The 23,534-nt window shown below is 71.9% G+C and carries 17 protein-coding genes and 1 tRNA gene; 6 read left to right on the top strand and 12 right to left on the bottom strand.

Translation table 11 applies throughout. The features are described 5' to 3' along the window. The first annotated feature begins 25 nt into the window (after positions 1 to 25). Entirely contained in the window at positions 26 to 502 is a 477-nt protein-coding gene (locus F4692_RS09220) for a GtrA family protein (protein WP_179619384.1), read from the top strand. On the opposite strand, the gene F4692_RS09215 is transcribed toward F4692_RS09220, so the two are convergent. Further along, on the bottom strand, positions 459 to 1,085 hold the full coding sequence (locus tag F4692_RS09215) for an alpha-ketoglutarate-dependent dioxygenase AlkB (RefSeq protein WP_179619383.1): 627 nt from the start codon (positions 1,083 to 1,085) through the stop codon (positions 459 to 461). The genes F4692_RS09220 and F4692_RS09215 overlap by 44 nt on opposite strands. An 84-nt stretch (positions 1,086 to 1,169) precedes the next feature. Continuing rightward, a tRNA-Thr gene (locus F4692_RS09210) sits at positions 1,170 to 1,242 on the bottom strand. A gap of 123 nt (positions 1,243 to 1,365) precedes the next feature. On the opposite strand from F4692_RS09210, the gene F4692_RS09205 reads away from it, so the two are divergent. Further along, complete coding sequence (locus F4692_RS09205; RefSeq protein WP_179619382.1) at positions 1,366 to 1,809, top strand: OsmC family protein; 444 nt, start codon at positions 1,366 to 1,368, stop codon at positions 1,807 to 1,809. Here the strand turns inward: F4692_RS09205 and F4692_RS09200 are convergent, their stop codons facing one another. The 4 genes from F4692_RS09200 to F4692_RS09185 are packed head-to-tail and all read right to left on the bottom strand — an operon-like array spanning position 1,810 to position 6,670. Beyond that, positions 1,810 to 3,366, bottom strand: a complete 1,557-nt coding sequence (locus tag F4692_RS09200) for an alpha/beta hydrolase (protein WP_179619381.1) — start codon at positions 3,364 to 3,366, stop codon at positions 1,810 to 1,812. Continuing rightward, positions 3,366 to 4,553, bottom strand: coding sequence for a DNA polymerase III subunit delta' (locus tag F4692_RS09195; protein WP_179619380.1), 1,188 nt, complete (start codon positions 4,551 to 4,553; stop codon positions 3,366 to 3,368). The genes F4692_RS09200 and F4692_RS09195 overlap by 1 nt, the downstream gene beginning before the upstream one ends. Further along, positions 4,550 to 5,191, bottom strand: a complete 642-nt coding sequence (tmk, locus tag F4692_RS09190; RefSeq protein WP_179619379.1) for a dTMP kinase — start codon at positions 5,189 to 5,191, stop codon at positions 4,550 to 4,552. The genes F4692_RS09195 and tmk overlap by 4 nt, the downstream gene beginning before the upstream one ends. Before the next feature lie 30 nt (positions 5,192 to 5,221). After that, positions 5,222 to 6,670, bottom strand: coding sequence for a Vgb family protein (locus F4692_RS09185; RefSeq protein ID WP_179619378.1), 1,449 nt, complete (start codon positions 6,668 to 6,670; stop codon positions 5,222 to 5,224). A 158-nt stretch (positions 6,671 to 6,828) separates the two neighbouring features. Between F4692_RS09185 and F4692_RS09180 the strand changes: the two genes are divergently transcribed. After that, on the top strand, positions 6,829 to 7,224 hold the full coding sequence (locus F4692_RS09180) for a hypothetical protein (protein ID WP_179619377.1): 396 nt from the start codon (positions 6,829 to 6,831) through the stop codon (positions 7,222 to 7,224). 64 nt (positions 7,225 to 7,288) lie between these two features. Here the strand turns inward: F4692_RS09180 and topA are convergent, their stop codons facing one another. The 4 genes from topA to F4692_RS09160 all read right to left on the bottom strand — a co-directional run bounded on the left by topA (position 7,289) and on the right by F4692_RS09160 (position 15,021). Then, a complete protein-coding gene (gene topA, locus F4692_RS09175) occupies positions 7,289 to 9,991 on the bottom strand; it encodes a type I DNA topoisomerase (RefSeq protein ID WP_179619376.1) in 2,703 nt (900 codons plus the stop codon). A 178-nt stretch (positions 9,992 to 10,169) separates the two neighbouring features. Then, a complete protein-coding gene (locus F4692_RS09170) occupies positions 10,170 to 11,177 on the bottom strand; it encodes a sugar phosphate isomerase/epimerase family protein (RefSeq protein ID WP_179619375.1) in 1,008 nt (335 codons plus the stop codon). A gap of 41 nt (positions 11,178 to 11,218) precedes the next feature. Next, positions 11,219 to 13,342 carry a PQQ-dependent sugar dehydrogenase gene (locus F4692_RS09165; protein ID WP_179619374.1) on the bottom strand — a complete coding sequence of 708 codons (2,124 nt, stop codon included), beginning with the start codon at positions 13,340 to 13,342 and terminating at the stop codon, positions 11,219 to 11,221. Positions 13,343 to 13,539: 197 nt separating this feature from the next. Further along, complete coding sequence (locus tag F4692_RS09160) at positions 13,540 to 15,021, bottom strand: DUF7059 domain-containing protein (protein ID WP_179619373.1); 1,482 nt, start codon at positions 15,019 to 15,021, stop codon at positions 13,540 to 13,542. A 49-nt stretch (positions 15,022 to 15,070) separates the two neighbouring features. Here F4692_RS09160 and F4692_RS09155 point away from each other — a divergent pair, with 49 nt between their 5' ends. Together F4692_RS09155 and F4692_RS09150 are read left to right on the top strand one after the other, a co-directional pair. Next, positions 15,071 to 15,964, top strand: a complete 894-nt coding sequence (locus tag F4692_RS09155; protein WP_179619372.1) for an aminoglycoside phosphotransferase — start codon at positions 15,071 to 15,073, stop codon at positions 15,962 to 15,964. Positions 15,965 to 16,027: 63 nt separating this feature from the next. Then, positions 16,028 to 18,127, top strand: a complete 2,100-nt coding sequence (locus tag F4692_RS09150) for an MMPL family transporter (RefSeq protein ID WP_179619371.1) — start codon at positions 16,028 to 16,030, stop codon at positions 18,125 to 18,127. Positions 18,128 to 18,212: 85 nt separating this feature from the next. Here F4692_RS09150 and F4692_RS09145 read toward each other — a convergent pair whose 3' ends face one another. Together F4692_RS09145 and F4692_RS09140 are read right to left on the bottom strand one after the other, a co-directional pair. Beyond that, a complete protein-coding gene (locus F4692_RS09145; protein ID WP_179619370.1) occupies positions 18,213 to 20,504 on the bottom strand; it encodes a sodium-translocating pyrophosphatase in 2,292 nt (763 codons plus the stop codon). Positions 20,505 to 20,684: 180 nt separating this feature from the next. Further along, positions 20,685 to 21,020 carry an anti-sigma factor antagonist gene (locus F4692_RS09140; protein WP_179619369.1) on the bottom strand — a complete coding sequence of 112 codons (336 nt, stop codon included), beginning with the start codon at positions 21,018 to 21,020 and terminating at the stop codon, positions 20,685 to 20,687. Between the two features lie 189 nt (positions 21,021 to 21,209). Between F4692_RS09140 and F4692_RS09135 the strand changes: the two genes are divergently transcribed. Next, positions 21,210 to 23,534, top strand: a complete 2,325-nt coding sequence (locus F4692_RS09135) for a DEAD/DEAH box helicase (protein ID WP_179620421.1) — start codon at positions 21,210 to 21,212, stop codon at positions 23,532 to 23,534.

Raw genomic sequence — 23,534 nt, 5'->3', positions numbered from 1 at the left:
CACGGCGGGTGGGTAGGGTCGGCACATGCGCTGGCGGACCATCCTCCTCCAGCTGGTCGTCTTCGCGTGCGTCGGCGGGGCGCTCAACGTCCTCTACGGCCTGCTGTACGTCCTCCTCCGCATCGAGCTCAGCGCCCAGCCGGCCAACGCGATCGCGCTCGTCGTGTCGACCATCGTCGGCACCTACGCGCACCGCCGGGTCACGTTCCGCGTCCGCGGGTCCGAGGGCACCGTGACCCACCAGACCCTCGGGCTCGTGCTGCTCGGGTTCAGCCTCGCCGTGACCGCCGGCTCCCTGTGGCTGCTCGAGACCACGGTCGAGGCGCCCACACGGCAGCAGGAGGTGGCGGTGCTCGTCGCGGCCAACCTCGGCACCGGCCTGGTGCGCTTCGTGGCGTTCCGCGTCGTGATGGTGACCCGGAGGGCGAGGCGACGGTCGCCCCACCCGGGTGAGCCGGTCAGCCGGGCAGGGCCTGGCTCGAGGCGGCGAAGTTCACGCTGATCCGCGGGCCGGTCGGCGACGTCTCCTTGGGCACGCAGTGCCGCCAGTCCGTCTGGCAACGACCACCCATGACGACCAGGTCACCGGCCAGTGGGCGGAACGTCGAGCTCGACCCACCCTCGGTGGGCCGGACGAGGAAACGGCGCGAGGCGCCCAGGCTCAGCACCGGGACGATGCACTCGCGCCTGCGCGTCGAGGCGCCGTCGCCGTGCCACCCCGTGCTGTCGCGGTGGTCGCGGTAGTGGTTGAGCCACAGGCGGTCGTAGCTCACGCCGTAGTGCGCAGTCAGCGCCCTCGCCGCCTCCTGCAGCGCCGGTGGCGCGGTCGTCAGGTCGTGGTGCTCGGCGGTGAGGCGTGGCTCGATCGTGTGCTCGCCGTACATCCATCGCCGGCGCTGCTCCCAGCCGCTCGCCGCGAGGAGCTCCTCGAAGAGGGTCTCGGCGCCGCTCAACCAGCCCGGCACGTGCTCGACCCAGGAGTGCGCGTCGAGCGCGAAGCGGTGGGCCGTCGCGAAGCCGTCGTCGACACCGACCCGGCCGGTGCCCTCGTCCTCGCCGAACAACGGCAGGGCTGTGTCACTCACCCCACGACGTCTACCAGTCGGCACCGACAGCCGACCCCCGGACGCAGAGACTCCCCCGGGGTCTCGGGTCCCCGGGGGAGTCGGAGCCGCCTGTCGGAATCGAACCGACGACCTAGTCATTACGAGTGACTCGCTCTACCGACTGAGCTAAGGCGGCGTGGCCCCGAGCAGCGCTCGGAGGACCGCGGGCGAGTATACGGAGCGCGCTGGCCGGGACTGAAATCAGGGAGCCTGTGGTTGGCTCGGAGGACAGTCACACCCACACACCCGAGGAGACACGATGCCCACTCGCTCCGCCCGCACCGCCTGGAACGGCGGACTCCAGGACGGCTCCGGCCAGGTCGAGCTCACCAGCTCGGGCGTCGGGACGTACGACGTCTCGTTCCCCAAGCGCGCAGCCGACGACGCTGACGGCACGACCAGCCCCGAGGAGCTCATCGCCGCGGCGCACTCCGCCTGCTACGCCATGCAGTTCTCCGCCCTGATCGCCGAGGCCGGCGGCACGCCGCAGGCGCTCGAGGTCAAGGCCGACGTCACCCTCGGCCCGGACGAGGACGCGGGCGGCTTCAAGCTGACCGGCATCCTGCTGACCGTCCGCGGCGAGGTCGACGGCCTCGACGAGGCGGGCTTCAAGGACGCGGCCGAGAAGGCCAAGGCCGGTTGCCCGGTCAGCAAGGCGCTCACCGGGGTCGAGATCACGCTCGACGCGGCCCTCGAGGGCTGATCAGCAGGACGTGCCGTCCGCCGGCACGTCGCCGGCGAGGAGGTAGTCCTCGACGACCTCGTCGATGCACGCGTTGCCGGCGTTGTAGGCCGTGTGCCCGTCGCCGTCCCGCTCGACCAGGACCCCTGAGTCGAGCTGGGCGGCGAGGGCCTCGGCCCACTCGAAGGGCGTCGCCGGGTCACGGGTCGTGCCCAGCACCAGGATCGGCGCCGCACCCGCGCCCTCGATCGTCAGCGGGGCCTCGCTCGACGTGACGTCGATGCCGCGACACCCGGTCGCGCTCCACGCGAACACCCGGCCGAACGTCGGCGAGGCCTCCTCGTAGTCGGCGTAGGTCGACGGGACCTCGTCGAACGACGCCGAGCCCGGGTCGTCGAGGCAGTTGATGGCGTAGTTGGCCTCGACAGAGTTGTCGGCATAGCTGCCGTCGGGGTTGCGCGAGGCGTAGGCGTCGGCGAGGTTCATCAGCGCCGAGCCCTTGCCGTCGAGGGCGGACGCCAGCGCCGTGCTGAGCAGGAACCAGTAGTCGCGGTTGTAGAGCGGCGTGATGATCCCGTAGAAGGCGTTGCCGACGGTGAGCTCACGGTCGCCGGCCGGCAGGGGCTGCTCGTCGATGTCGTCGAGGAGACCGCGGATCGTGGCGAGGCCCTCGTCGACGCTGTCGCCGAGGAAGCAGTTGTCGGTGGAGTCCAGGCAGTTCTGGACGTAGGCGCGCAGCGCGGTCTCGAAGCCCGCGGCCTGCTCGAGACCGAGCTGCTCGGAGCTGATCGAGACGTCGACCGCGCCGTCGAGGACGAACCGTCCGACCTTGTCGGGGAAGAGCTCGGCGTAGGTCGCACCGAGCTTGGTGCCGTAGGAGGCGCCGAAGTAGGCCAGCTGCTCCTCGCCGAGCGCCGAGCGCAGCACGTCCATGTCACGGGCGGCCTCGATCGTGGTCACGTGCCCCACGACGGGGCCCGAGTTGACGACGCACTTCTCGCCGAAGGACAGCACGCCGGACTCGTAGTCCTCGACCTCGGCGGGGGTGTCCGGGCTCGGGTCGGTGGCGAGGTAGTCGTCGAGCTCGGCGTCGCTGAGGCAGTCGACCGGCGCGGACCGGCCGGTGCCGCGGGGGTCGAAGCCGACGATGTCGTAGCCCTGCAGCAGGGGTTCGCGGAACACCTGCCGGCTGAGGGAGGCGTACGAGGTCCCGGGCGCCCCGGGACCACCGGGGTTGACCACGAGCGAGCCGACGCGGGCGCCGCTCGCCGGGACCCGGAGCAGCGCCAGGTCGATGGTCTCGCCCTCCGGCTCGCTGTAGTCCACGGGCACGGTGAGGAAGCCGCAGTCCTGGTCCTCGTCCGCCTCGCAGGGCTGCCAGTCGATGCGCTGGGCGTAGGCCTCGGTGAGGCCGGCGTCGGGCGCCCGGGTGACCGACGGCGGCGGCGGGGTCGTCGGTGACGGGGTGGGCTCGGCGCGCGGGGTGTCCGAGGACTGCTCCAGGAGGGCCAGGCCGACCGCCACGAAGGCGGTCAGCGCGAGCGCGAAGACGGCGACGAGCGCGAGGGCCTTGCGCATCAGCGGCCCCCGGGCAGCCGCAGCGCGACCGTCATCGACTCGAGCGCGAGCTGGGGCGGCACGTTGAACTCCAGCATCTGCTCGCGGGCGGTGAAGACGGCGTCGATCATCCGGAGCAGCTCCTCGGGGGTGGTCGCCCTCGCGACGACGGCGACGTCGCCGCGCAGCTCCTCGTTGACGAGCATCCCGGGCGCCCCCACGGACACCGCGATGGCGTCGCGGTAGACCGACACGAGGTCCATCAGGGCACGGTCGATGACGTCGAGGACGCGACGCTTGGCCTTCTTCTTCTGCAGGTCCTCCAGGCCCTTGAGCGCGGCGCGGTAGGCCCGGCTGGTGGTGTCCTTGCGCTCGCTGCCGAAGATCGCCTGCAGCTCGTCGAGCTCGCGCCTCTCGGCCTCGGCCGTGATCGCCTCGGTCTCCTCCTTGGCGAGCTCGGCGAGGTTGGTGGCGGCCGTCATGCACGAGCCCAGGGACGTCAGCCGGGCGGGGATGCTGATCACCTCGCGCCGGCGCGTACGCGTCTCCTCGTCGAGCGCCAGCGCGCGGGCCCGGCCGATGTGGCCCTGGCTCGCGCGGGCCGCGAAGCTCGCCACGGTCTCCGAGACGCCGTCGTTGCGGGTCAGGAAGGCGGCGACGTCCTCGGTGCCGGGCGTGGCGAGCGTCAGCGTGCGACAGCGCGAGTTGATCGTCGGCAGGACGTCCTGCACGGTCGGCGCGCACAGCAGCCACACCGTCCTGGGCGTGGGCTCCTCGATGGCCTTGAGGAGCGCGTTGCCGGTGCGGGGGTTCTCCGGGGTGCCGAGACGGTCGGCGTCCTCGATGACGACGACCTGCCAGCGGCCGATCGCGGGGAACTTCGCCGCCGACTGGACGAGGTCGCGCATGTCGTTGACGTAGAGCACGGACGTCTCGGACCTCACCCAGGTGATGTCGGGGTGCGAGCCGCTCGTGCCGAGCCGGCAGGCCTCGCACGCGCCGCAGCCCGTACGCCGCTCGCACTGCAGCGCGGAGGCGAAGGCGCGCGCGACGTTGGAGCGCCCCGAGCCCGGCGGCCCGGTGAACAGCCAGGCGTGGGTCATGCCGTGGCCGGCGGCGGCCTGCTGGAGGACCTCGATGGTGGGCCGCTGGCCGACGAGGCCGTCCCAGACCGACCGTGTGGAGGCGGCGGCAGAGGTGGTGGTCATCGAGCCGCCGCCAGCAGGGGCTCGACGCGGGCGCGGATCGCTGCGGCGATCTCCTCGATCGGCTCGCGGGCGTCGAGGACGAGGTAGTGGTCGGCATCGGCGGCGGCGAGGGCGAGGAAGCCCTGGCGCACCCGCTGGTGGAACTCGAGCGACTGCCCCTCGATGCGGTCGCGCTCGGTGAAGCGGTCGAGGCCGGTCTCGGGCTCGAGGTCGAGCACCACGGTCAGGTGCGGGCGGAGGTCGCGCGTGGCCCAGCGGGCGACGGCCTCGACCTCGGCGACGTCGAGCGTGCGACCGGCCCCCTGGTAGGCCAGGGTCGAGTCGACGTAGCGGTCGGTGATGACCACCTCACCGCGCGCGAGGGCGGGCAGCACGACGTGGTCGACGTGCTCGGCCTTGTCCGCGGCGTAGAGGAGCGCCTCGGTGCGGTCGGACAGCTCACCGGTGGCCGGGTCGAGCACGATCCGGCGCAGCTCCTTGCCGACCGGGGTGTCGCCGGGCTCGAAGGTGAGCAGCACCGTCGCGCCGTGCTCGACGAGCCAGTCGTGCAGCAGTCGCGACTGGGTGGACTTGCCTGCCCCCTCGCCGCCCTCGAAGCAGACGAACAGCCCGCGCTCCGAAAACACTCCTGCGTCCACGTCGCACACCCTACGGGCGGGGTGGGACGCTCAGGCGCGGCGGACCTTGATGATCCGCTTGGCCTTCACCTTCTTCGAGCCCGCCTTGAGGAGCTCCACCCGCAGCTTGACGACCTTGCCCGGACGGAGCTTGCGGAGGTCCTTCTTGAAGATCGAGACCGTCACCTTGCCCGCGCCGCCGGGGATCGCGCTGTAGCGCCGCGGCTTGGCGATCGCCTTCTTGCCGCTCGCGAGCTCGACCCGCAGGGTGCCGGCGCAGCCCTGCGTGGCGGCGGTGGACCTCGGGCACTTCAGCCTGACCGGCAGCACGCCGCCCTCGATCCTGGTGACGCCCTTGGACTTGAGCAGCTTGCCGACGGGGGCGGCCTTGGTGGGCACGGGCGGGATGTCGGAGGGGAGCATCGTGACGCCGTCACCGAGGTCGACGTTGGTGCTGCCCAGCTGGTCGGTGGTGACCCGGACGATCGAGTTGTTCTTCTCGTCGGTGAACCAGATGGCGCCGTCGGGCCCGAAGGTCAGCGAGGTCGGCTCGTAGCTCCCCACCGAGCTGATCGCGCCACGGCCGTCAGCGCTGATGTGCCCGATGCCGGGGGCGGCGCCGCGGTTGGTGAACCACATCTGGCGGTCCGGCCCCATCACCAGGTCCCGCGGGGCCGAGCGCGACCCGGTCTGCCAGATCTTCGTGGCGCCGGAGCCCGCGTCGAGGTAGCCGATCGAACCCCGCGACGGGCTCGTCAGCGAGCCGTCGGTGCTGCTGCGGGTGAACCAGATCGAGCCGACGGGGCCGGCGGCGAGGCCCATCGGGTAGGTCGCGTCGCTCGGCAGCGGGTAGGTCGTGCCCCCGGCGGCGTCGGCGTTGACCCGGGTGATCGTGTCCTGCCCCTCGGCGGAGCCGCCCTGGCACCACATGGTCCCGTCGGCCGCCTCACCGAGGACGTCGTCGCACTCGGGCGAGTTGTCGGAGGCGGTCAGCCCGCCGGTCGGGGTGACCTTGACGATGAACGAGCTGCCGTAGTTCATCGTGACCCAGGCCGTCCCCGACGGGTCGACGCGCACCTCGCCGCCGTAGGGACACGTGCTGACGCACCCGTCGTAGTTGGGGAAGGTCCAGTCGTTGAGCACCTGACCGGCGCTGGACAGCCGCGTCAGGTTGCTCCCGTGGTCGGTCGTCACCCACACCGATCCGTCCGGACCCACGTCCAGGCCCTTGGCGGGCCCGTCGACCGACGAGTCGGTCGGCGGCAGCGCGAACTCCTGGATGGCGCCGCTGGTGGTGATGCGACCGACCTTGTTGGCGTCGCCCATCAGGAACCACATGCTGCCGTCGGGCGCGGTGGTGATCCGGCCGAGCCCGGCGCTGCTCGTCGGGACCGGGAACACGCTGACCGCCGCCTGCGCGGGAGCGGTGCCGGTGAGCACGAGGAGCGGGCTCACCACGAGGGCGAGCGCGGTGAGCAGGGCAGTACGGGCGCGATCCATCGGCGTCACTTCCATCCGCGGTGGCGCGATCCCCCCATGGTCACGCGTCACACCATGCTCTCCACCTGCCCGGCACGGGGCCGCTTCAAACAGCGGAGAAGGGACTGAGTCAGCCGAAGCCACCACGCACGACACTGCCCGCGGATAGCGTCTGCCGCATGGACTTCTCACGTCTGACCACGGCGCAGCGCGTCACGGGCATCTCCATCGTCGTCGTCGCCCTTGCGGCATTCCTCCCCTGGGTGTCCATCTTCGGGATCAGCGTGTCCGGCATCCGGGGAGACGGGGTGCTCACGCTCGTCATGGCCCTGCTGGGAGCGGCCGCGCTGGCTGTCCGTCTCGGCATGCTCGAGAAGGTCACCGTGCCGGAGAAGGCCAGCCTGGTCGTGTCACTCGTCCTGGGGGTCCTGGTTGCCCTCATCGGGCTCCTCGACATGAACGGCGCTGCCGCCGTCGGCCTCTACCTGACCCTGTTCGGCGGTATCGCCTGGGTCGTCGGCGCGGTCCTCGAGCTCCGCGACGCCAAGCAGGCGGTCGCGACCACCGACTCCTGACCGGCGCATCCGACGACAGTGGAGCCAGCGGCCGCTAGGACCGGCAGCCGGCTCCACCAACGCGTCAGGACTTCTCGGCGGCCTTCTTGGCCGGGGCCTTCTTCGCCGTCTTCTTGGCGGCCGTCTTCTTGGCGGTCGCCTTCTTGGCCGGCGCCTTCTTCGCCGTCTTCTTGGCCGCCTTCTTCGCGGGTCCCCGCTCACGACGCTCGGCGAGCAGCTCCGCCGCGCGCTCGAGCGTGATCGACTCCACCGTGTCGTCCTTGCGCAGCGTCGCGTTGTACTCGCCGTCGGTGACGTACTCGCCGAAGCGACCGGCCTTCACGATGACCGGCTGGCCGGAGACGGGGTCGTTGCCGAGCTCCTTGAGCGGCGGGGTGGCCGCGCCGCGGCCGCGCTGCTTGGGCTGGGCGTAGATCGCCTTGGCCTGGTCGAGCGTGATGTCGAAGATCTGGTCCTCGCTCGTGAGCGAGCGCGAGTCGGTGCCCTTCTTGAGGTACGGCCCGTAGCGGCCGTTCTGCGCGGTGATCTCCGTGCCGTCGTCGTCGGTGCCGACGATCCGCGGCAGGTCGAGCAGCTTCACCGCCTGCTCGAGGCTGACGGTGTCGAGGGTCATCGACGTGAAGAGCGAGCCGGTGCGCGGCTTGGCCGACTTGGGCGCGTCCTCGGGCAGCAGCTCGGTGACGTAGGGCCCGAAGCGGCCGTTCTTCGCGACGATCTGCAGGCCGGTGTCGGGGTGGTTGCCGATCACCTGCTCCTCGCCGGCGGGGTTGGCCAGCAGCTCCTTGGCCTTGGCGACCGTGAGCTCGTCGGGCGGCAGGTCATCGGGCACGTTGGCCCGGACCGGCGCCCCGTCGCCGCCCTCCGGCGGCGGGCCCTCGACGTAGGGCCCGTAGCGACCCACGCGCAGGTCGATGCCCTCGCCGACGGGGAAGGTCGCCATCTCCTTGGCGTCGATGTCGCCGAGCTCGGTGACCAGCGTCTTGAGACCGACGACGTCGCCGGAGCCGTAGTAGAACTCGCCCAGCTCGGAGACGCGGTCACGCCGTCCGCCCGCGATGTCGTCGAGGACGTCCTCCATCGAGGCGGTGAACTCGTAGGACACCTGCCGCGGGAAGTGCTCCTCGAGCAGTCGCACGACGGAGAACGCCAGCCAGGCCGGCACCAGCGCGGTGCCCTTCTTGTAGACGTAGCCGCGGTTGAGGATCGTGCCGATGATCGAGGCGTAGGTCGACGGCCGGCCGATCTCGCGTTCCTCGAGCTCCTTGATCAGCGTCGCCTCGGTGTAGCGCGCCGGAGGCTTGGTCTCGTGGCCCTCCGGCGTGAGGGTCGCCGCCGACACCGCGGCGCCCTGCACCAGGTTGGGGAGCCGCGTCTCGGCGTCGTCCTTGCGCTTGGAGGAGTCGTCGATGTCCTCGACGTAGGCCTTGAGGAAGCCGTGGAAGGTGATCGTGCGACCACTCGCGCTGAACACCACGTCACGGCCGTCCGACGCGGCACCGCCGATGCGGATCGTCACGGAGTTGCCGACCGCGTCCTTCATCTGCGAGGCGACCGTGCGCATCCAGATCAGCTCGTAGAGGCGGAACTGCTCGCCGGACAGGCCGGTCTGCGCCGGCGTGCGGAAGGTGTCGCCGGCCGGGCGGATCGCCTCGTGCGCCTCCTGGGCGTTCTTCACCTTCGAGGCGTAGGTGCGCGGGGAGTCGGGGAGGTACTCCGCGCCGTAGAGCTCACGCACCTGGTCGCGAGCCGCGCCCACGGCGGCGTCGGACAACGTCGTGGAGTCCGTACGCATGTAGGTGATGAAGCCGTTCTCGTAGAGCCGCTGCGCGACCGACATCGTCACGCTCGCGCTCATCCCGAGCTTGCGGCTCGCCTCCTGCTGCAGCGTCGTGGTGCGGAAGGGGGCGTACGGCGAGCGGCGGTAGGGCTTGGACTCGACCGAGCGGACGTCGTACGCCGTGTCCCCGAGCCCGGCCGCCAGGGCCTCCGCGTCGGCGCGGCTCAGGTGGACGCGCTCGCCTCTGCCCTTCAGCTCGCCGGTGTTGTCGAAGTCGGAGCCGCGGGCGACGCGGACGTCGTCGACCGCGTAGAGCTTGGCGGGGAACATCCGCGGGTCGTGACCGGTGCCGGCGTCGAAGGTGGCGTCGAGGTCCCAGTAGGAGGCGACGCGGAACTTCATCCGCTCGCGCTCGCGGTCGACGACCAGGCGGGTGGCGACCGACTGCACGCGGCCCGCGGACAGGCCGGACATGACCTTCTTCCACAGGACCGGGGAGACCTCGTAGCCGTAGAGGCGGTCGAGGATGCGGCGCGCCTCCTGGGCCTCGACGAGGTCGTCGTTGATCTGGCGCGGGTTGTCGACCGCGGCGAGGATCGCCGGCTTGGTGATCTCGTGGAAGACCATCCGGTGGACCGGCAGGCCCTTCGGCGGCTTGAGCTCGTCGAGCAGGTGCCAGGCGATGGCCTCCCCCTCGCGGTCCTCGTCGGTGGCGAGGTAGAGGGCGTCGGACTCCTTGACCAGCTTCTTCAGCTTGGCGATGTGGCTCTTCTTGTCCCGCGGCACGACGTAGTAGGGCTCGAAGCCGTTGTCCACGTCGACGGCGAGCCGGCCCCACGGCTTGTCCTTGATCTTGGCCGGGGTGTCCGCGGCGTTGTTGGGCAGGTCACGGATGTGACCGATGGAGGACTCGACGACGTAGTCCTTGCCCAGGTATCCGCCGATGGTGCGGGCCTTGGCAGGGGACTCGACGATCACGAGCTTTGCCACGCTAGTTGCTCCCTCATGTTGTTGCTGCTGAGTTGCTCAGCGCGGCAACGGTAGCGCCACATCCCGAGATCGCCACCCCTCCCCGTTCCGGAGCGCGGCCGGGGGGACGGCTGGGAGTACGGCTCGGGCCCCACGTCGCGAGGACATGGGGCCCGAGCCGGTCAGGCGTGGTGACGGGTCAGAACTCCAGTCCCTGGAGGTAGCGGAACCCGGTGTTCGCGGTCGCCGCCGGCTTGAAGTCCGGGGTGTCGTTCTCGACGATGTACTCCTCGGCCTGGTGCTTCTTGAAGATGGCCGGGAAGTCGATCACCCCGAGCCCCAGGTCGGCCATGTCACCGGGCTGCTGGGCGTAGAGCGCAGCGGCGTCGGCTCCGTGACGGTCCTTGACGTGGTACTGGCGGACCTCCTGCGGCGCCGTGCGGATGACCTCGTTGGCGAACGCCAGCGGGTCGGCCGCGCCGGTGTTCACGCCACCGGTGTAGGCCCAGTAGAGGTCGACCTCGAGGTGCACCAGGCGACGGTCCAGCTCGCTGGTGAGGACGTCCCACGGGGTCGTGCCGCCGCCGAGGTCGATCGTGAACTCGTGCGCGTGGTTGTGGTAGCCGTACTTCAGGCCACGACGCTTGGCGGCCGCCGCCTCCTTGTTCATCTGCTCGGCCCACAGCTGCCAGTCGCTCAGCTTGTCGGAGTTGAGGTAGGGCACGACGATGTACTTCTGCCGGAAGGTGTTGGCGTCGTCGAGCTTCTTCTGGAGCGCTCCGGCGTCCGGGCTGATGCCGTCGTGGCTCGACGAGGCCCAGATGCCGCGCTTGTCGAGCTCGGCCTTGAGCTTGGCGGCGGTGTCCAGACCTGCGTCGGGGTAGAGCCCGGCCCGCTCCACGCGGGAGTAGCCGAACTTCGCGAGCTGGTCGAGCTGCTGCAGGACGCTGGCGTTGGTCGTCATCGCCGAGCGCAGCGTGTAGAGCTGGATGCTGATCAGCTTCTGGTCGACCTCGCCCTTGCGACCGCCGTGACCGCCGTGGGGGCCGTGGCCCTTGCCGGGGTGGGCGCTCGCCGGGGCGACCGCGCCGAGGGTCGCGACGCCCGCGGCTCCGGCAGCGGCACCGCGCAGCAGGTTGCGGCGGCTGGCGCCCTTCTTCTCGAGCGACTCACGCAGCGCGGCGTCGCCGTCGTATCCGAAACACATGTGTGTCCTTCTTTCTCGGGGGGGATGCGGGGTGGTCGGGGTCAGCCGGCCGGCTGCAGGACAACCTCGGCCGAACCGCTGAGGCCCGGCTGCGAGCCGGTGTCGGTGTACTCGGCGACGAAGACGGCGGCCAGGTCGTCGGTGGCCGGGTCGTGACCGCCCGGCACCGTGGTGACCAGGGAGCCCTTGCACCCGGTCGCGGTCGACTGCGGGTGGCCGTGGGTGTCGTGGCCGAGCACGTAGGTGACCGTCACGCGGCTGCAGTCGACCGGGTCGTCGTCGGTGACCTTGACCTCGTAGGCGACCGTGTCGCCGAAGCGGAACGTCTGGTCCGCGACGGGCGTCACGAACTCGAGCTCCGGCGCCTGGTTGCCGACGATGACGTCGACGTCGGCGGAGGCCGAGCGGCCACCCTTGTCGGTCACCCGCAGCGAGGCGCGGTAGCTGCCGTCGGTCGTGTAGGTGAAGCTGCCCGACGCCTGTCGGCTGTCGACCTTGCCGTCACCGTCGAAGTCCCAGGCGTAGCGCAGCTTCTTGTCGCCGTCGGGATCCTTGGTGCCGTCGCTCGAGAAGCTCACCGTGAGCGGGGAGCGCCCGGCCGTCGGCTCGGCCTCGATCTTCGGGATCGGGCTGCGGTTGCCGCGCTTGCCGACGAAGTCGATGCGCGAGAGCTGCGCGTCGGGGTTCTCCGCGAAGTAGCCGTCGCCGTACTCGAGCACGTAGAGCGCACCGTCGGGGCCGAACTCCATGTCGATCGGGTTGTCGGTGACGATGCCCGGCACGATCGCCTCGATGCCGACCTTGGTGCCGTCGACGTGGAAGCCCTTGATGTAGTCACGGGTCCACTCGTAGAACAGCGGGGTGTTGTCGTAGCGCTCGGGCCAGGCGACGGAGTTCTTGCCGCGGGCGACCTTGGCGTCGTACTGGTAGGCGGGGCCGGCCATCGGGCCGATGCCACCCTTGCCGAGGCCGGGGAAGCGGTTGGACTTGCCGTAGGTGTACCAGACCTCGGGCTGCGTCACCGGCGGGAGCTTGCGCTTGCCGGTGTTGTGCACGGAGGTGTTGGTCGGCTTGGCGCAGTCGAACTTCTTGCCGCTCTTGTCCGTGGCGAAGTTGTAGTCCTTGTACGGCAGGCGCGCGGTCGCGCAGTAGGGCCAGCCGTAGTTGCCGGGCTCGTCGACCACGGCCCACTTGCCGTGACCGGCCGGGCCGCGGCTCGACTTGGCCTTCTTGGCGTCGGGCGAGTAGTCGGCGACCCAGAGCGCGTCGGTGTCGGGGTCGATCTCGATGCGGAACGGGTTGCGCCAGCCCATGGAGTAGATCTCCGGGCGCGTCTTCTTGGTGCCCGGCTTGAAGAGGTTGCCCTTGGGGATCGTGTAGCCGCCGCCGGCCTTCGGCGTGATGCGCAGGATCTTGCCGCGCAGGTCGTTGGTGTTGGCCGCGGTGCGCTGGGCGTCGAACGCCGGGTTGCGGTCGGCCCGCTCGTCGAGGGGGACGAAGCCGTCGGACTGGAACGGGTTGGAGTCGTCGCCGGTCGACATGATCAGGTTGCCCTTGGAGTCGAAGACGATGTCGCCGCCGACGTGGCAGCAGATGCCGCGGTCGACGGGGACGTCGAGGATCTCCTGCTCGGTCCCGAGCTTGACCTGGCCGTCCTTGAAGCGGAAGCGCGACAGCGTCAGGTGTCCCGCGAACACGTCGAAGTCCGCCTTGGTGCCGGTCTCCGGCGCGTCGCCCTCGTTGATGGAAGCCGTCGCCGGGTCGTCGGCGGGCGTCTCGAGCGGCGGCGAGTAGTAGAGATAGATCCAGTTGTTCTTCTTGCCGTCGAACTTCGGGTCGAGCGCGATGCTCTGCAGGCCCTCCTCGTCGTGGAGGTAGACCGGGATCCTGCCGGCGATGCTGTTGACGCCGGTCTCGGCGTCGTTGTGCCAGATCACGCCGGCGCGCGTGGTGTGCAGGACGTCGCCGTCGGGCAGCACGGCGAGGTCGACCGGCTCACCGGGACGGTCGTTGAGCGTGACCTTCTGGAACTGCCGCGAGGGCGGTGGCGCGGGGGCGTCGCCGTGGCCCTCGTGTGCGGACGCGAGGGGCAGCGTGGCGAGCAGGGGCAGGCAGAGGGCGGCGCCGGCAGCGGCCGCGAGCCCTGTGCGGAGGGGGTGTGTCATGGGGGTTCTCCTGGTCTTCCCGAGGCATGGAGGAGCCCCAGCAACGTAGGCAGGTGACGGGGATCACGTCAACGATCCGCCGACTTCTGCTCACCCCTCGACACAAGTGCGGCGCGGTCTCCCCACCCCCAGCGGTGGTCAGCAGGTGTCGGAGACCTCCCACACGGTCCACGAGGGCCACGCTCCGACGACCGACCTCAGGACAGCTGCAGGAAGCCCTCCGCCACCAGGTCGCGGACGACGGGGAGGTACGTCGCGCGCAGGTCTGCCTCGTCCCGCTCGAGCAGCGCCCCGAGGGCCCCGAGCAGGCGGCCGACCGTCAGGTCGCCGTCGCTGGCGCCGACGAGCGCGGCCTCCACCGTGTCGGCGGTGCGGGCGCGGCGGAAGCCCCGCTGCTGGCGCAGGACGATCGCCTCGGGGTCCTCCGCGCCCGGACGGCCGACGGTCTCCTGCTGCACGTCGTCGCGGGCGCGCAGGGTCGTGGCCAGCAGTGCGTCGTCGGACAGGTCGTGCAGGTCGCGGGCCGCGTCACCCCACGCGCCGATGGCGGGCCCGATGGGCTGCTCGACGTCGTACGGCCACTCGAGCAGCTCGTGCGTGCCGCTGCCTGCACCGCTGCCGTCGCGCAGGCGGACGTTGATCCAGCCGAACCCGACACCCTCGATGCCCGACTCCTCCAGCCACGACAGCCAGGTGTCGTAGCGGTGGGCGTAGTCGGGGCCGCCGTGGTGGCCGCTGTCCTTGAGCCAGAGCTCGACGTAGGCGGCGGGGTCGAGGGTCTCGCGCTGCACGACGAGCGCGTCGCAGTCCTCACGCAGCCACGAGCCGATCCGCTCGTCCCACGGCCGGTCGGTGACGGCCCAGTTGGCCAGCACCTGCAGCCAGCCGCCCGCGGCGAGGTGGTCGGGGCCGGTGCGCACGATGTGCTCCACGACGCGGTCGCCGGGCAGTCCGGAGTCGCGGTAGACCAGCCGCTCGCCCGTCGCCGGCGAGATCACGAAGGGCGGGTTGGTCGCGATCAGGTCGAACCGCTCCCCCGCGACCGGCTCGAAGAACGACCCGTCGCGCACGTCGACGTCGACGCCGTTGAGCGTCGCGTTGAGGCGCGTCATCCACAACGCACGGGCGTTGACGTCGGTCGCGACGACCGAGCCGGAGTGTGCCGCGAGGTGCAGCGCCTGCACGCCGCAGCCGGTGCCGAGGTCGAGCGAGCGGCCGGCCTGCTCGCGCATCGTGAGCTGGGCGAGGCTGGTCGAGGCGCTGGAGATCCCGAGCACGTGGTCGGGGCCGACCGCGACGGGCGCGCCGTCGAGGCCCGGGGTGAGGTCCGAGACGATCCACAGGTCCTGCTCGTCCACGGCGTACGGCCGGCAGTCGGTCCGCGCACCGACCTCGCTGACGCTCTGCTCGAGCAGCCCGGCGTTGCACAGCCGGTCGACCAGGCCCGGCAGTGCGCGGTCGGCGGCGTCGCGCGGCACGGGCGTCTGGAGCAGGAAGAGCCGCACGAGCGTGTCGAGCGGCCCGCCCGAGGTCGTACGCCTCAGCGCCGGCAGCGTCTCGTTGCGCCCGAGCGCACGGTGTGCCTCGTCGCCGATCGCGTCGGCGACCCGGTCGTAGGTGAAGTCGGCGGCGCGCAGGGCGTCGCGGAGGGGACCGGCGAAGTCGAGGTCGGACGGCATGGGCCCAGCCTCCCAGACCCCTCGCGGACCCGGGTGCCACCATGGCCGGGTGCTGGAGCGACCCGCCGACGTGAGCGACGACGAGGTGCTGGACCTCGCGCGGAGGCACTGGGAGCCGCGTGCCGACGCCGTCGAGCACCTCGCGGTCGGGTGGGGCGCGCACCACTGGCGGGTCGACGTGTCGGGGACGCCGACGCTCTTCCTCACCCTCGACCCGGACCTGCCGCGCCACACGCAGGCGTCGCTCGAGGCGGCGTACGGGTCGGCGGCCGCGCTGGGCCTGGACTTCGTGTGGCCGTCCGTGCCGAGCGACGACGGGAGCTTCACCGTGGCGGTCGGCCGACGTACGGCCAGCGTGACGCGCTGGCTCGAGGGCAGCCGCCCCGAGGAGTCGGTGCCCGAGCTCCCGGGCATGCTCGCCGAGCTCCACTCGGCCCCCGCGCCGGCCGGCGCACGGACGTGGACGACCGAGATCCCGTCCGACCTCACGCACCTGCTGCGCAACCTGCTCCAGCAGCCGTGGGACGCGCCCCTCGGCCGGGCCGCCCGCGAGCTCGTCGTCGACCACCTGACGCAGGTCGGGGCCTGGGCCCGCGAGCACGCGCGCCTGGTCGACCTGTCGGACCCGGCGACGTACGTCGTCACGCACGGCGAGCCGCACGTGCGCAACCAGTGGCTGGCGCGCGGGCGGACGTGGCTGGTCGACTGGGAGTCGTTGCTCCTCGCGCCCCGCGAGCGCGACCTCGCGACGCTCGTGCACGAGGGCCGCGACGTCGCTCAAGACCCGCAGGTGGTGCGGCTGTTCGACCTCGAGTGGCGGCTCTCCGAGATCTGGTCCTTCGCCCAGTGGCTGCAGGGCCCGCACGCGGGCGACACCGACGACCGCACGGCGTTGGGCGGGCTGGCCGAGGAGCTCACCCGGCCGCACTTCGACCAGCGCTGACGCCTCCGGCGGCCGGTTCTGGAACGCGGGCCACGGACGCCTCCGCTTGGCTACAGTCGCCGGGTGCTGGAGCGATGGGGCCGCTGGGTCCACCGGCGTCGAGCCGTCGTGCTGGCCGTGTGGACCGTGGTCGTGGTGGCCGGGGGCGTCCTCGGCGGGTCCGTGTTCGACCGGGCCGAGGACGTCGGCGCCCGTCCCGGAGCGGAGTCGACGGAGGTCGGGCAGCGGCTCGAGGAGCTCGACGCCGAGCGCGAGCAGGTCGTGGCCGTCCTCTCCGGGGCCGACCCCGTGTCCGCCGAGACCAGCGACGCCGCCAGCGGGGTGCTGTTCGCGGTCCGGGAGCTGCCCGGCGTCGTCGACGTCCGGGACCCCTGGACGACGGGTGCCTACGAGCTCGTCGCCGAGGACCGCAGCAGTGCGGTGGTGGAGGTCGAGCTGGACCCCGGCCTCGGCGACGACGACGCGCTGGCGCTCGCCGACGAGGTCGCGGACCTGCTGCGCACCACACCGTTCCCCGACGTCAGCGTGGGTGGCGACCTCCTCGCCGAGCGCACCTTCACCGACCAGGCCGTGCAGGACGCCGCACGCGGCGAGGGCGCTGCACTCGTCGTCCTGCTCGTGCTGCTCGCCGTCGCGCTCGGCAGCGTCGTGGCGGGCGTGCTCCCCGTCGCGACCGCCCTGTCCGCGGTCGCGGCCTCACTGCTCGCTCTGACGGGCGTCGCGGCGCTGACCCCCGTGAGCGACTTCGCCGTCAACGTCGTCACCGTGCTCGGTCTCGGGCTGTGCGTCGACTACAGCCTGCTCGTCCTCGCACGCTTCCGCGAGGAACGCGCAGCGGCGGGCGCCGACCCCGACCTCGCGGCGGTGCTCAGTCGTACGCTCGCCACGGCCGGACGCACGGTGCTCGTCTCCGGGCTCACCGTCGGCTCGTCGGTCGCCGCCCTCCTGCTCATCGGCGACCCGCTCCTCACCGGCCTGGCCGTGGGCGGGCTCGTCGCCGTCGCCGTCGTGACCGTCGCCGGACTGTCCCTCACCCCCGCGCTGCTGGCCGTGGCGCACCGCCGCGTGCCGGACGTGGCGCGCGGCGCGTGGGGCCGCCCGGCCCGTGCTCCCGAGCGGTCGCTCCTGGTGCGCCTGGCCGGGCTCGCGCAGGCGCGACCGTGGCCGGTCCTGGTCGGCACGACGGCGGTGCTGCTCGCCCTCGCCTCGCCGCTCCTCGGGCTCCGGCTCGGCGCCTCGGACGCACGCTCCCTCCCGCCGGGGAGCGAGGCCCGGACGGTCGTCGAGGTCGTCGAGCGCGACTACCCCGACATCGCGACCGCCCCGGCCGACGTCCTCGTCGACCTGTCCCCCGGCGACCCGCGCCTGGCCTCCTTGCAGGACCAGCTGCTGGACCTGCCCGACGTCGAGGACGTCTACGTGCGCGACGGCCTCCCGGACGGCTGGAGCCGCTTCACGGTCATGCCGCGCGGCACCACCAGCGGTCCGGCGGCGCAGCGCGTCGTGGCGGACGTGCGCGACCTCGCCGACGGCTACGACGTGCAGGTCGGCGGGCCGGCCGCCGAGCTGGTCGACTCCCGGGCGGCGCTCGCCGGGCGTACACCCCTCGCCGTCCTCGCCGTCCTCCTCGTCTGCGGACTGCTGCTCCTGCGGCTCACCCGGGCGCCGGTCGTCGCGGCCAAGACCCTGCTGCTCAACGTGCTCTCGCTGCTCGCGATGCTCGGCGTGGTGACGCTCGTCTTCCAGCACGGCTGGGGCGGGCCGCTGCTGGGCGGCACCGCGACGGGAAGCCTCGACCTGACGACACCGCTGCTGCTCTTCATGTTCGCCTTCGGCCTGTCCATGGACTACCACCTCTTCCTCGTCGCGCGGATCAAGGAGGAGTGGGACTCCGCCGGCGGCCACGGGACCCGCCAGGACAACGACCGCGCGGTCCTCGCCGGCGTCACCGCGTCCGGCCCGGTCGTGACCCTGGCGGCGCTCGCCATCTCGGTCGTGTTCCTGGGCTTCGCGGCCGGCGAGCTGGTCGCGGTCAAGGAGGTCGGCGTCGGCATGACCGTCGCGATCGTCCTCGACGTCACCGTCGTGCGCGGCCTGCTGCTGCCCGCCGCGATGACGCTGCTCGGCGAGCGCAACTGGTGGCGGCCGGGCTCGCGCGCCTGAGGTCGCGACCGGCCCGCCCCCGGAATGCGTCATGGCGGCCGGTTGCCGGAGCAACCAGCCGCCATGACGGCGTGCGCGCGGGGTGTCAGACGACGGGCGCCGCCGGGGCCTCGTCGGAGATGACGACCTCGCGTCGCTTCGACACGACCACCGCGACCACGATGATCGCGACGGCCACGAGGGCGATGAGGACGCGGAGCGTGTCGTTCTGGTCCTCACCCACGCTCATCGAGACGATCGCGCTGGCGATGAGCAGCGAGACCAGGTTCATCACCTTGATCAGCGGGTTGATGGCCGGGCCGGCGGTGTCCTTGAACGGGTCGCCGACGGTGTCGCCGATGATCGTGGCCTCGTGCGCCGACGAGCCCTTGCCGCCGTGGTTGCCGTCCTCGACGAGCTTCTTGGCGTTGTCCCAGGCACCACCGGCGTTGGCCAGGAAGACGGCCATCAGGGTGCCGGCACCGATCGCACCGGCGAGGAAGCCCGCCAGGGCGGTCACGCCGAGGCCGAAGCCGACGGCGATCGGGGCCATCACGGCCAGGATGCCCGGGGTGATCAGCTCGCGGAGCGAGTCGCGGGTGACGATGTCGACGACCTTGCCGTACTCCGGACGACCGGTGCCCTCCATGATCCCGGGGATGTCGCGGAACTGGCGGCGCACCTCCATCACGACCGCACCGGCTGCGCGGGCGACCGCGTTGATGGCGAGGCCCGAGAAGAGGAACACCACGGCCGCGCCGAGCAGCACGCCGACGAGGACGCCGGGGTTGAAGACGGTGAAGTCGAGCGCGTCCGAGGCGTTGGACTCGAGGTAGGCCTCGGCCACCGAGGTGGCGTACGAGCCGAACAGCGCGGTGGCCGCGAGCACCGCCGTGGCGATCGCGATGCCCTTGGTGATCGCCTTGGTCGTGTTGCCCACCGCGTCGAGCTCGGTGAGGATCTGCGCACCGTTCTCGCTGACGTCGCCGGACATCTCGGCGATGCCCTGGGCGTTGTCGGAGACCGGACCGAAGGTGTCCATGGCCACGATGACGCCGACCGTGGTGAGCAGGCCGCAACCGGCGAGCGCGACGGCGAAGAGCGACACCGTGAGCGTCACGCCGCCGAGCAGGAAGCCGCCGAACACGGCCGCACCGATGACCAGCGTGGTGTAGACGGCCGACTCGAAGCCGACCGAGAGGCCGGAGAGGATCACGGTCGCCGGACCGGTGATCGAGGTCGAGGCGACGTCCTTGACCGGGCGGTACTCCGTGCCGGTGTAGTAGCCGGTCAGGGCCAGGATTCCGGCGGCCATCACGATGCCGATGACGACGGCGAGCGAGGCGATCAGGCGCGGGTCGCCCTCGGCGGTGGCCATGTCGAGGCCGGTGACGTTGCTGAACTCCGAGAAGGAGCCCGGGAGGTAGATGTAGGACAGCAGCACCGACGCGACGGCGCCGACGGCGGCCGAGATGTAGAAGGCGCGGTTGATGGTGGTCAGGCCGCTCTCGCCGGCCCGCGGCTTGGTGATGTAGATGCCCAGGACGGCCGTCAGCGCGCCGATCGCGGGGATCAGCAGCGGGAACACGAGGCCCTCGTTGCCGAAGGCGGCCGCGCCGAGGATGAGCGCGGCGACCAGCGTGACGGCGTACGACTCGAAGAGGTCGGCGGCCATGCCGGCGCAGTCGCCCACGTTGTCGCCCACGTTGTCCGCGATGGTGGCGGCGTTGCGCGGGTCGTCCTCGGGGATGTTCTGCTCGACCTTGCCGACGAGGTCGGCGCCGACGTCGGCGGCCTTGGTGAAGATGCCGCCGCCGACGCGCATGAACATGGCGAGCAGCGCGGCGCCGAAGCCGAAGCCCTCGAGCACGTGCGGGGCCTCGTCCTTGAACAGCAGCACGACGACGCTGGCGCCGAGCAGGCCGAGGCCGACGGTCGCCATGCCGACGAAGGCGCCGGTGCGGAAGCCGATCGTCATGGCGGGATCACGGCCCTCGGTTTCGGCGGCCGCCGCGACGCGCAGGTTGGCGCGCACGGCCAGGCTCATGCCGAGGTAGCCGATCGCGGCGGAGAAGCCGGCGCCGACCAGGAAGAAGATCGAACGACCGATGCGGACGGCGACGTCGTCTGCGGGCAGTGCGAACAGGACCACGAACGCCACCGCGGCGAAGATCCCGAGAGTGCGGAACTGCCGCTGCAGGTAGGCGTTGGCGCCTTCCTGGACGGCCTGGGCGATGGTCCTCATGTTGTCGGTGCCCTCACCGGCGGCGAGCACCTGCGACCGGAACATCGCTGCCATCCCGAGCGCGCCGAGCGCGATCAGGGCGACAATGACGACCAGGACGAGATTTCCGCCTTCGAGCTCCGGCTTCACGACTGCGGGCAGGATCCCCGTCATGCGCGTCCTCCTAGGACTGATAACTATCCGTGAACGCGCCGGAGTCTACGCAGACGTGACCCAGATCACGGGGCAGGGTGACCCACACCACACCGGGGTATCGGGATGGAACGTGCAAAACCCCCCGGGACACGTCCCGAGGGGTGGTGGACCAGGCCTCCGCGAGGGACCGGGCGGCGCTCAGGCGCCGGGGGCGAGGCTGACGGAGTCGTGGATCACGAACACCTTCGCCAGACCGGTGATGCGGAAGATCTTGAGCAGGCGCTCCTGGGTGCAGACCAGGTCGAGCGAGCCGTCGTGGGCGCGGACCTTCTTGAGGCCACCGACGAGGACGCCGAGGCCCGTGGAGTCGAGGAACTCGACGGCCTCGAGGTCGACGATGATGTCGTAGGTGCCGGCACCGACGAGCTCGGTGATGCAGTCGCGCAGCTTGGGTGCGGTGTAGACGTCGATCTCTCCACCGACGGCCACGATGGCGCGCCCGTCGACCTCGCGTGTCGCAAGGGTCAGATCCACGGCTGCTCCCCGGTCCCCCGAATTGCTTCGGACAGCTGTTGCGGGCACACCCGTGTGCCCCTTGTTCGTTCGGGTGGTATCAAACCACGAAGCACCACGTTTCGCAGGAGTCCCCAACAGTTCACCGCCTGCGCCGGCGTCGGTGGCGTTTGCCAGACTCGCCGGGTGAACCAGCCCCGCCCCCACGTGATGCCACCGGTCGAGGCGTTGATCCGTCGCCTGACCGGCGTTCCGGGGCGCGAGGACCGGCTCCAGCACCTCGAGGTGCTGCCCGCCCGCGAGGCCGTGCACGAGGACTGGCCGGCCTGGGTGCCCGACGACGTCCGCGGGGCGTACGCCGCGCAGGGGGTCGCCCGTCCGTGGCGGCACCAGGTCGTGGCCGCCGACGCCGCGCACGCCGGCGACCACGTGATCGTCGCGACCGGGACGGCGTCGGGGAAGTCGCTCGCCTACCAGGTGCCCGCCCTCTCCGCGATCCGCGCAGCACGGGGGACGCGCAACGAGCGGGGCGCCTCCGTGCTCTACCTCGCGCCGACGAAGGCGCTCGCCCACGACCAGCTCGCCGGCCTGTCCTCGCTCGGCGTCGACGTCCGCTTCGCGGCCCACGACGGCGACAGCTCGCGCGAGGAGCGCGACTGGACGCGCGACTTCGGGGAGTACGTCCTCACCAACCCCGACATGCTCCACCGCTCGCTGCTGCCGTCGCACCACCGGTGGTCGCGCTTCCTCGGCTCGCTGGCGTACGTCGTGGTCGACGAGTGCCACCACTACCGCGGCGTCTTCGGCGCGCACGTCGCGCACGTCCTGCGCCGGCTGCGCCGGGTCTGCGCGATGTACGGCGCCCACCCCACGTTCGTCCTGGCCTCGGCGACCGTGGCCGAGCCGGAGGTCACAGCCGCCCGCCTGACCGGCCTCGACGTGGTGGCCCTGACCCGCGACGACTCGCCGCGGGGACGGGTGTCGCTGCTGCTGTGGGAGCCACCCTTCACCTCCCACGCCGGCGAGAACGGCGCCCCCGTGCGACGTGCCGCGTCGTCGGAGGTCGCGGACCTGCTGGCGGACCTCGTCGCCGAGGACGTCCGGACGCTGGCGTTCATCCGGTCCCGGCGCGGGGCCGAGCAGGTGGCGCTGACGGCCGCCGACCTGCTCGCCGAGGTCGACCCGTCGCTGCCCGACCGCATCGCTGCCTACCGCGGGGGCTACCTCCCCGAGGAGCGGCGCGCCCTCGAGGCGGCCCTGCGGCGCGGCGACCTCGTCGGCCTGGCCGCGACGAACGCCCTCGAGCTCGGCATCGACATCAGCGGCCTGGACGCGGTGCTGATCGCCGGCTTCCCCGGGACGCGCGCGGCGTTCTGGCAACAGGTCGGCCGCGCGGGGCGCGGTGCGCAGGACGCGCTCGGCGTGCTCGTCGCCAAGGACGACCCGCTCGACACCTACCTCGTCACGCACCCCTCGATGCTCATCGGGGCGCCCGTCGAGGCGTCGGTCTTCGACCCGTCGAACCCCCACGTGATGGGACCCCATCTCGCCGCCGCGGCCCAGGAGTCGCCGCTCACCGAGGCCGACCTGCCGCTCTTCGGGCCGACGGCGCGCGCGGTCGTCGACCAGCTCACCGAGCTCGGCCTGCTGCGGCGGCGACCGCGCGGCTGGTTCTGGACCGACCGGTCGCGTGCCGCGGACCTGGCCGACATCCGCTCCGCCGGCGGGTCCCCGGTGCAGCTCGTCGAGGCCGGCACCGGGCGGGTGGTCGGCACGGTCGACGTGGGTGGCGCGCACAACCAGGCGCACCCCGGCGCGGTGTACGTCCACCAGGGCGAGGCGTGGCTGGTCGAGGACCTCGACCTCGAGCACCACGTCGCGACCATGCGCCGCGACGAGCCGGCCTACAGCACGACCGCGCGCGAGGTCACCGACATCAGCATCGTCGAGACCCGCGAACGCCGCTCGTGGGGCGGCTGCGAGCTCGCGCTCGGCGAGGTGGACGTCTCGCACCAGGTGCTGTCCTTCCTCAAGCGACGCCAGCCGGGCGGCGAGGTGCTGTCGGAGGAACCCCTCGACCTGCCCGAGCGCACCCTCCGCACGAGCGCCGTCTGGTGGACCGTGCCCGACGACGTCGTCGCCGAGGCCGGGCTGGCGACCCTCGACGTGCCCGGTGCCGCGCACGCCGCCGAGCACTGCTCGATCGGACTCCTTCCTCTCTTCGCGACCTGCGACCGGTGGGACATCGGCGGGGTCTCGACGGCCCGGCACGCCGACACCGGAGTGCTCACGGTCTTCGTCTACGACGGCCACCCCGGCGGTGCCGGCTTCTCCGAGCGCGGGTTCCGGACCGCGGTCGCCTGGCTGTCGGCCACCCGGGAGGCCATCGCCAGCTGCGAGTGCGCGAGCGGCTGCCCGTCGTGCATCCAGTCGCCCAAGTGCGGCAACCAGAACAACCCGCTCGACAAGGCCGGCGCGATCACTTTGCTCGACGCCCTGCTTGCGGGTGCGCCACGGGGCCACGAAGAGGGCTAG

Source organism: Nocardioides cavernae (assembly GCF_013410035.1).
GTDB classification, from domain to species: Bacteria; Actinomycetota; Actinomycetes; order Propionibacteriales; family Nocardioidaceae; genus Nocardioides; species Nocardioides cavernae_A.
This window is presented reverse-complemented; position numbering and strand designations above follow the sequence as displayed.

Coding starts and splice junctions, on each gene's coding strand:
- F4692_RS09220 (WP_179619384.1), top strand. CDS start 26: ATGCGCTGGCGGACCATCCTCCTCCAGCTGGTCGTCTTCGCGTGCGTC.
- F4692_RS09205 (WP_179619382.1), top strand. CDS start 1,366: ATGCCCACTCGCTCCGCCCGCACCGCCTGGAACGGCGGACTCCAGGAC.
- F4692_RS09200 (WP_179619381.1), bottom strand. CDS start 3,366: ATGCGCAAGGCCCTCGCGCTCGTCGCCGTCTTCGCGCTCGCGCTGACC.
- F4692_RS09195 (WP_179619380.1), bottom strand. CDS start 4,553: ATGACCACCACCTCTGCCGCCGCCTCCACACGGTCGGTCTGGGACGGC.
- F4692_RS09185 (WP_179619378.1), bottom strand. CDS start 6,670: ATGGATCGCGCCCGTACTGCCCTGCTCACCGCGCTCGCCCTCGTGGTG.
- F4692_RS09180 (WP_179619377.1), top strand. CDS start 6,829: ATGGACTTCTCACGTCTGACCACGGCGCAGCGCGTCACGGGCATCTCC.
- F4692_RS09170 (WP_179619375.1), bottom strand. CDS start 11,177: ATGTGTTTCGGATACGACGGCGACGCCGCGCTGCGTGAGTCGCTCGAG.
- F4692_RS09165 (WP_179619374.1), bottom strand. CDS start 13,342: ATGACACACCCCCTCCGCACAGGGCTCGCGGCCGCTGCCGGCGCCGCC.
- F4692_RS09160 (WP_179619373.1), bottom strand. CDS start 15,021: ATGCCGTCCGACCTCGACTTCGCCGGTCCCCTCCGCGACGCCCTGCGC.
- F4692_RS09145 (WP_179619370.1), bottom strand. CDS start 20,504: ATGACGGGGATCCTGCCCGCAGTCGTGAAGCCGGAGCTCGAAGGCGGA.
- F4692_RS09135 (WP_179620421.1), top strand. CDS start 21,210: ATGCCACCGGTCGAGGCGTTGATCCGTCGCCTGACCGGCGTTCCGGGG.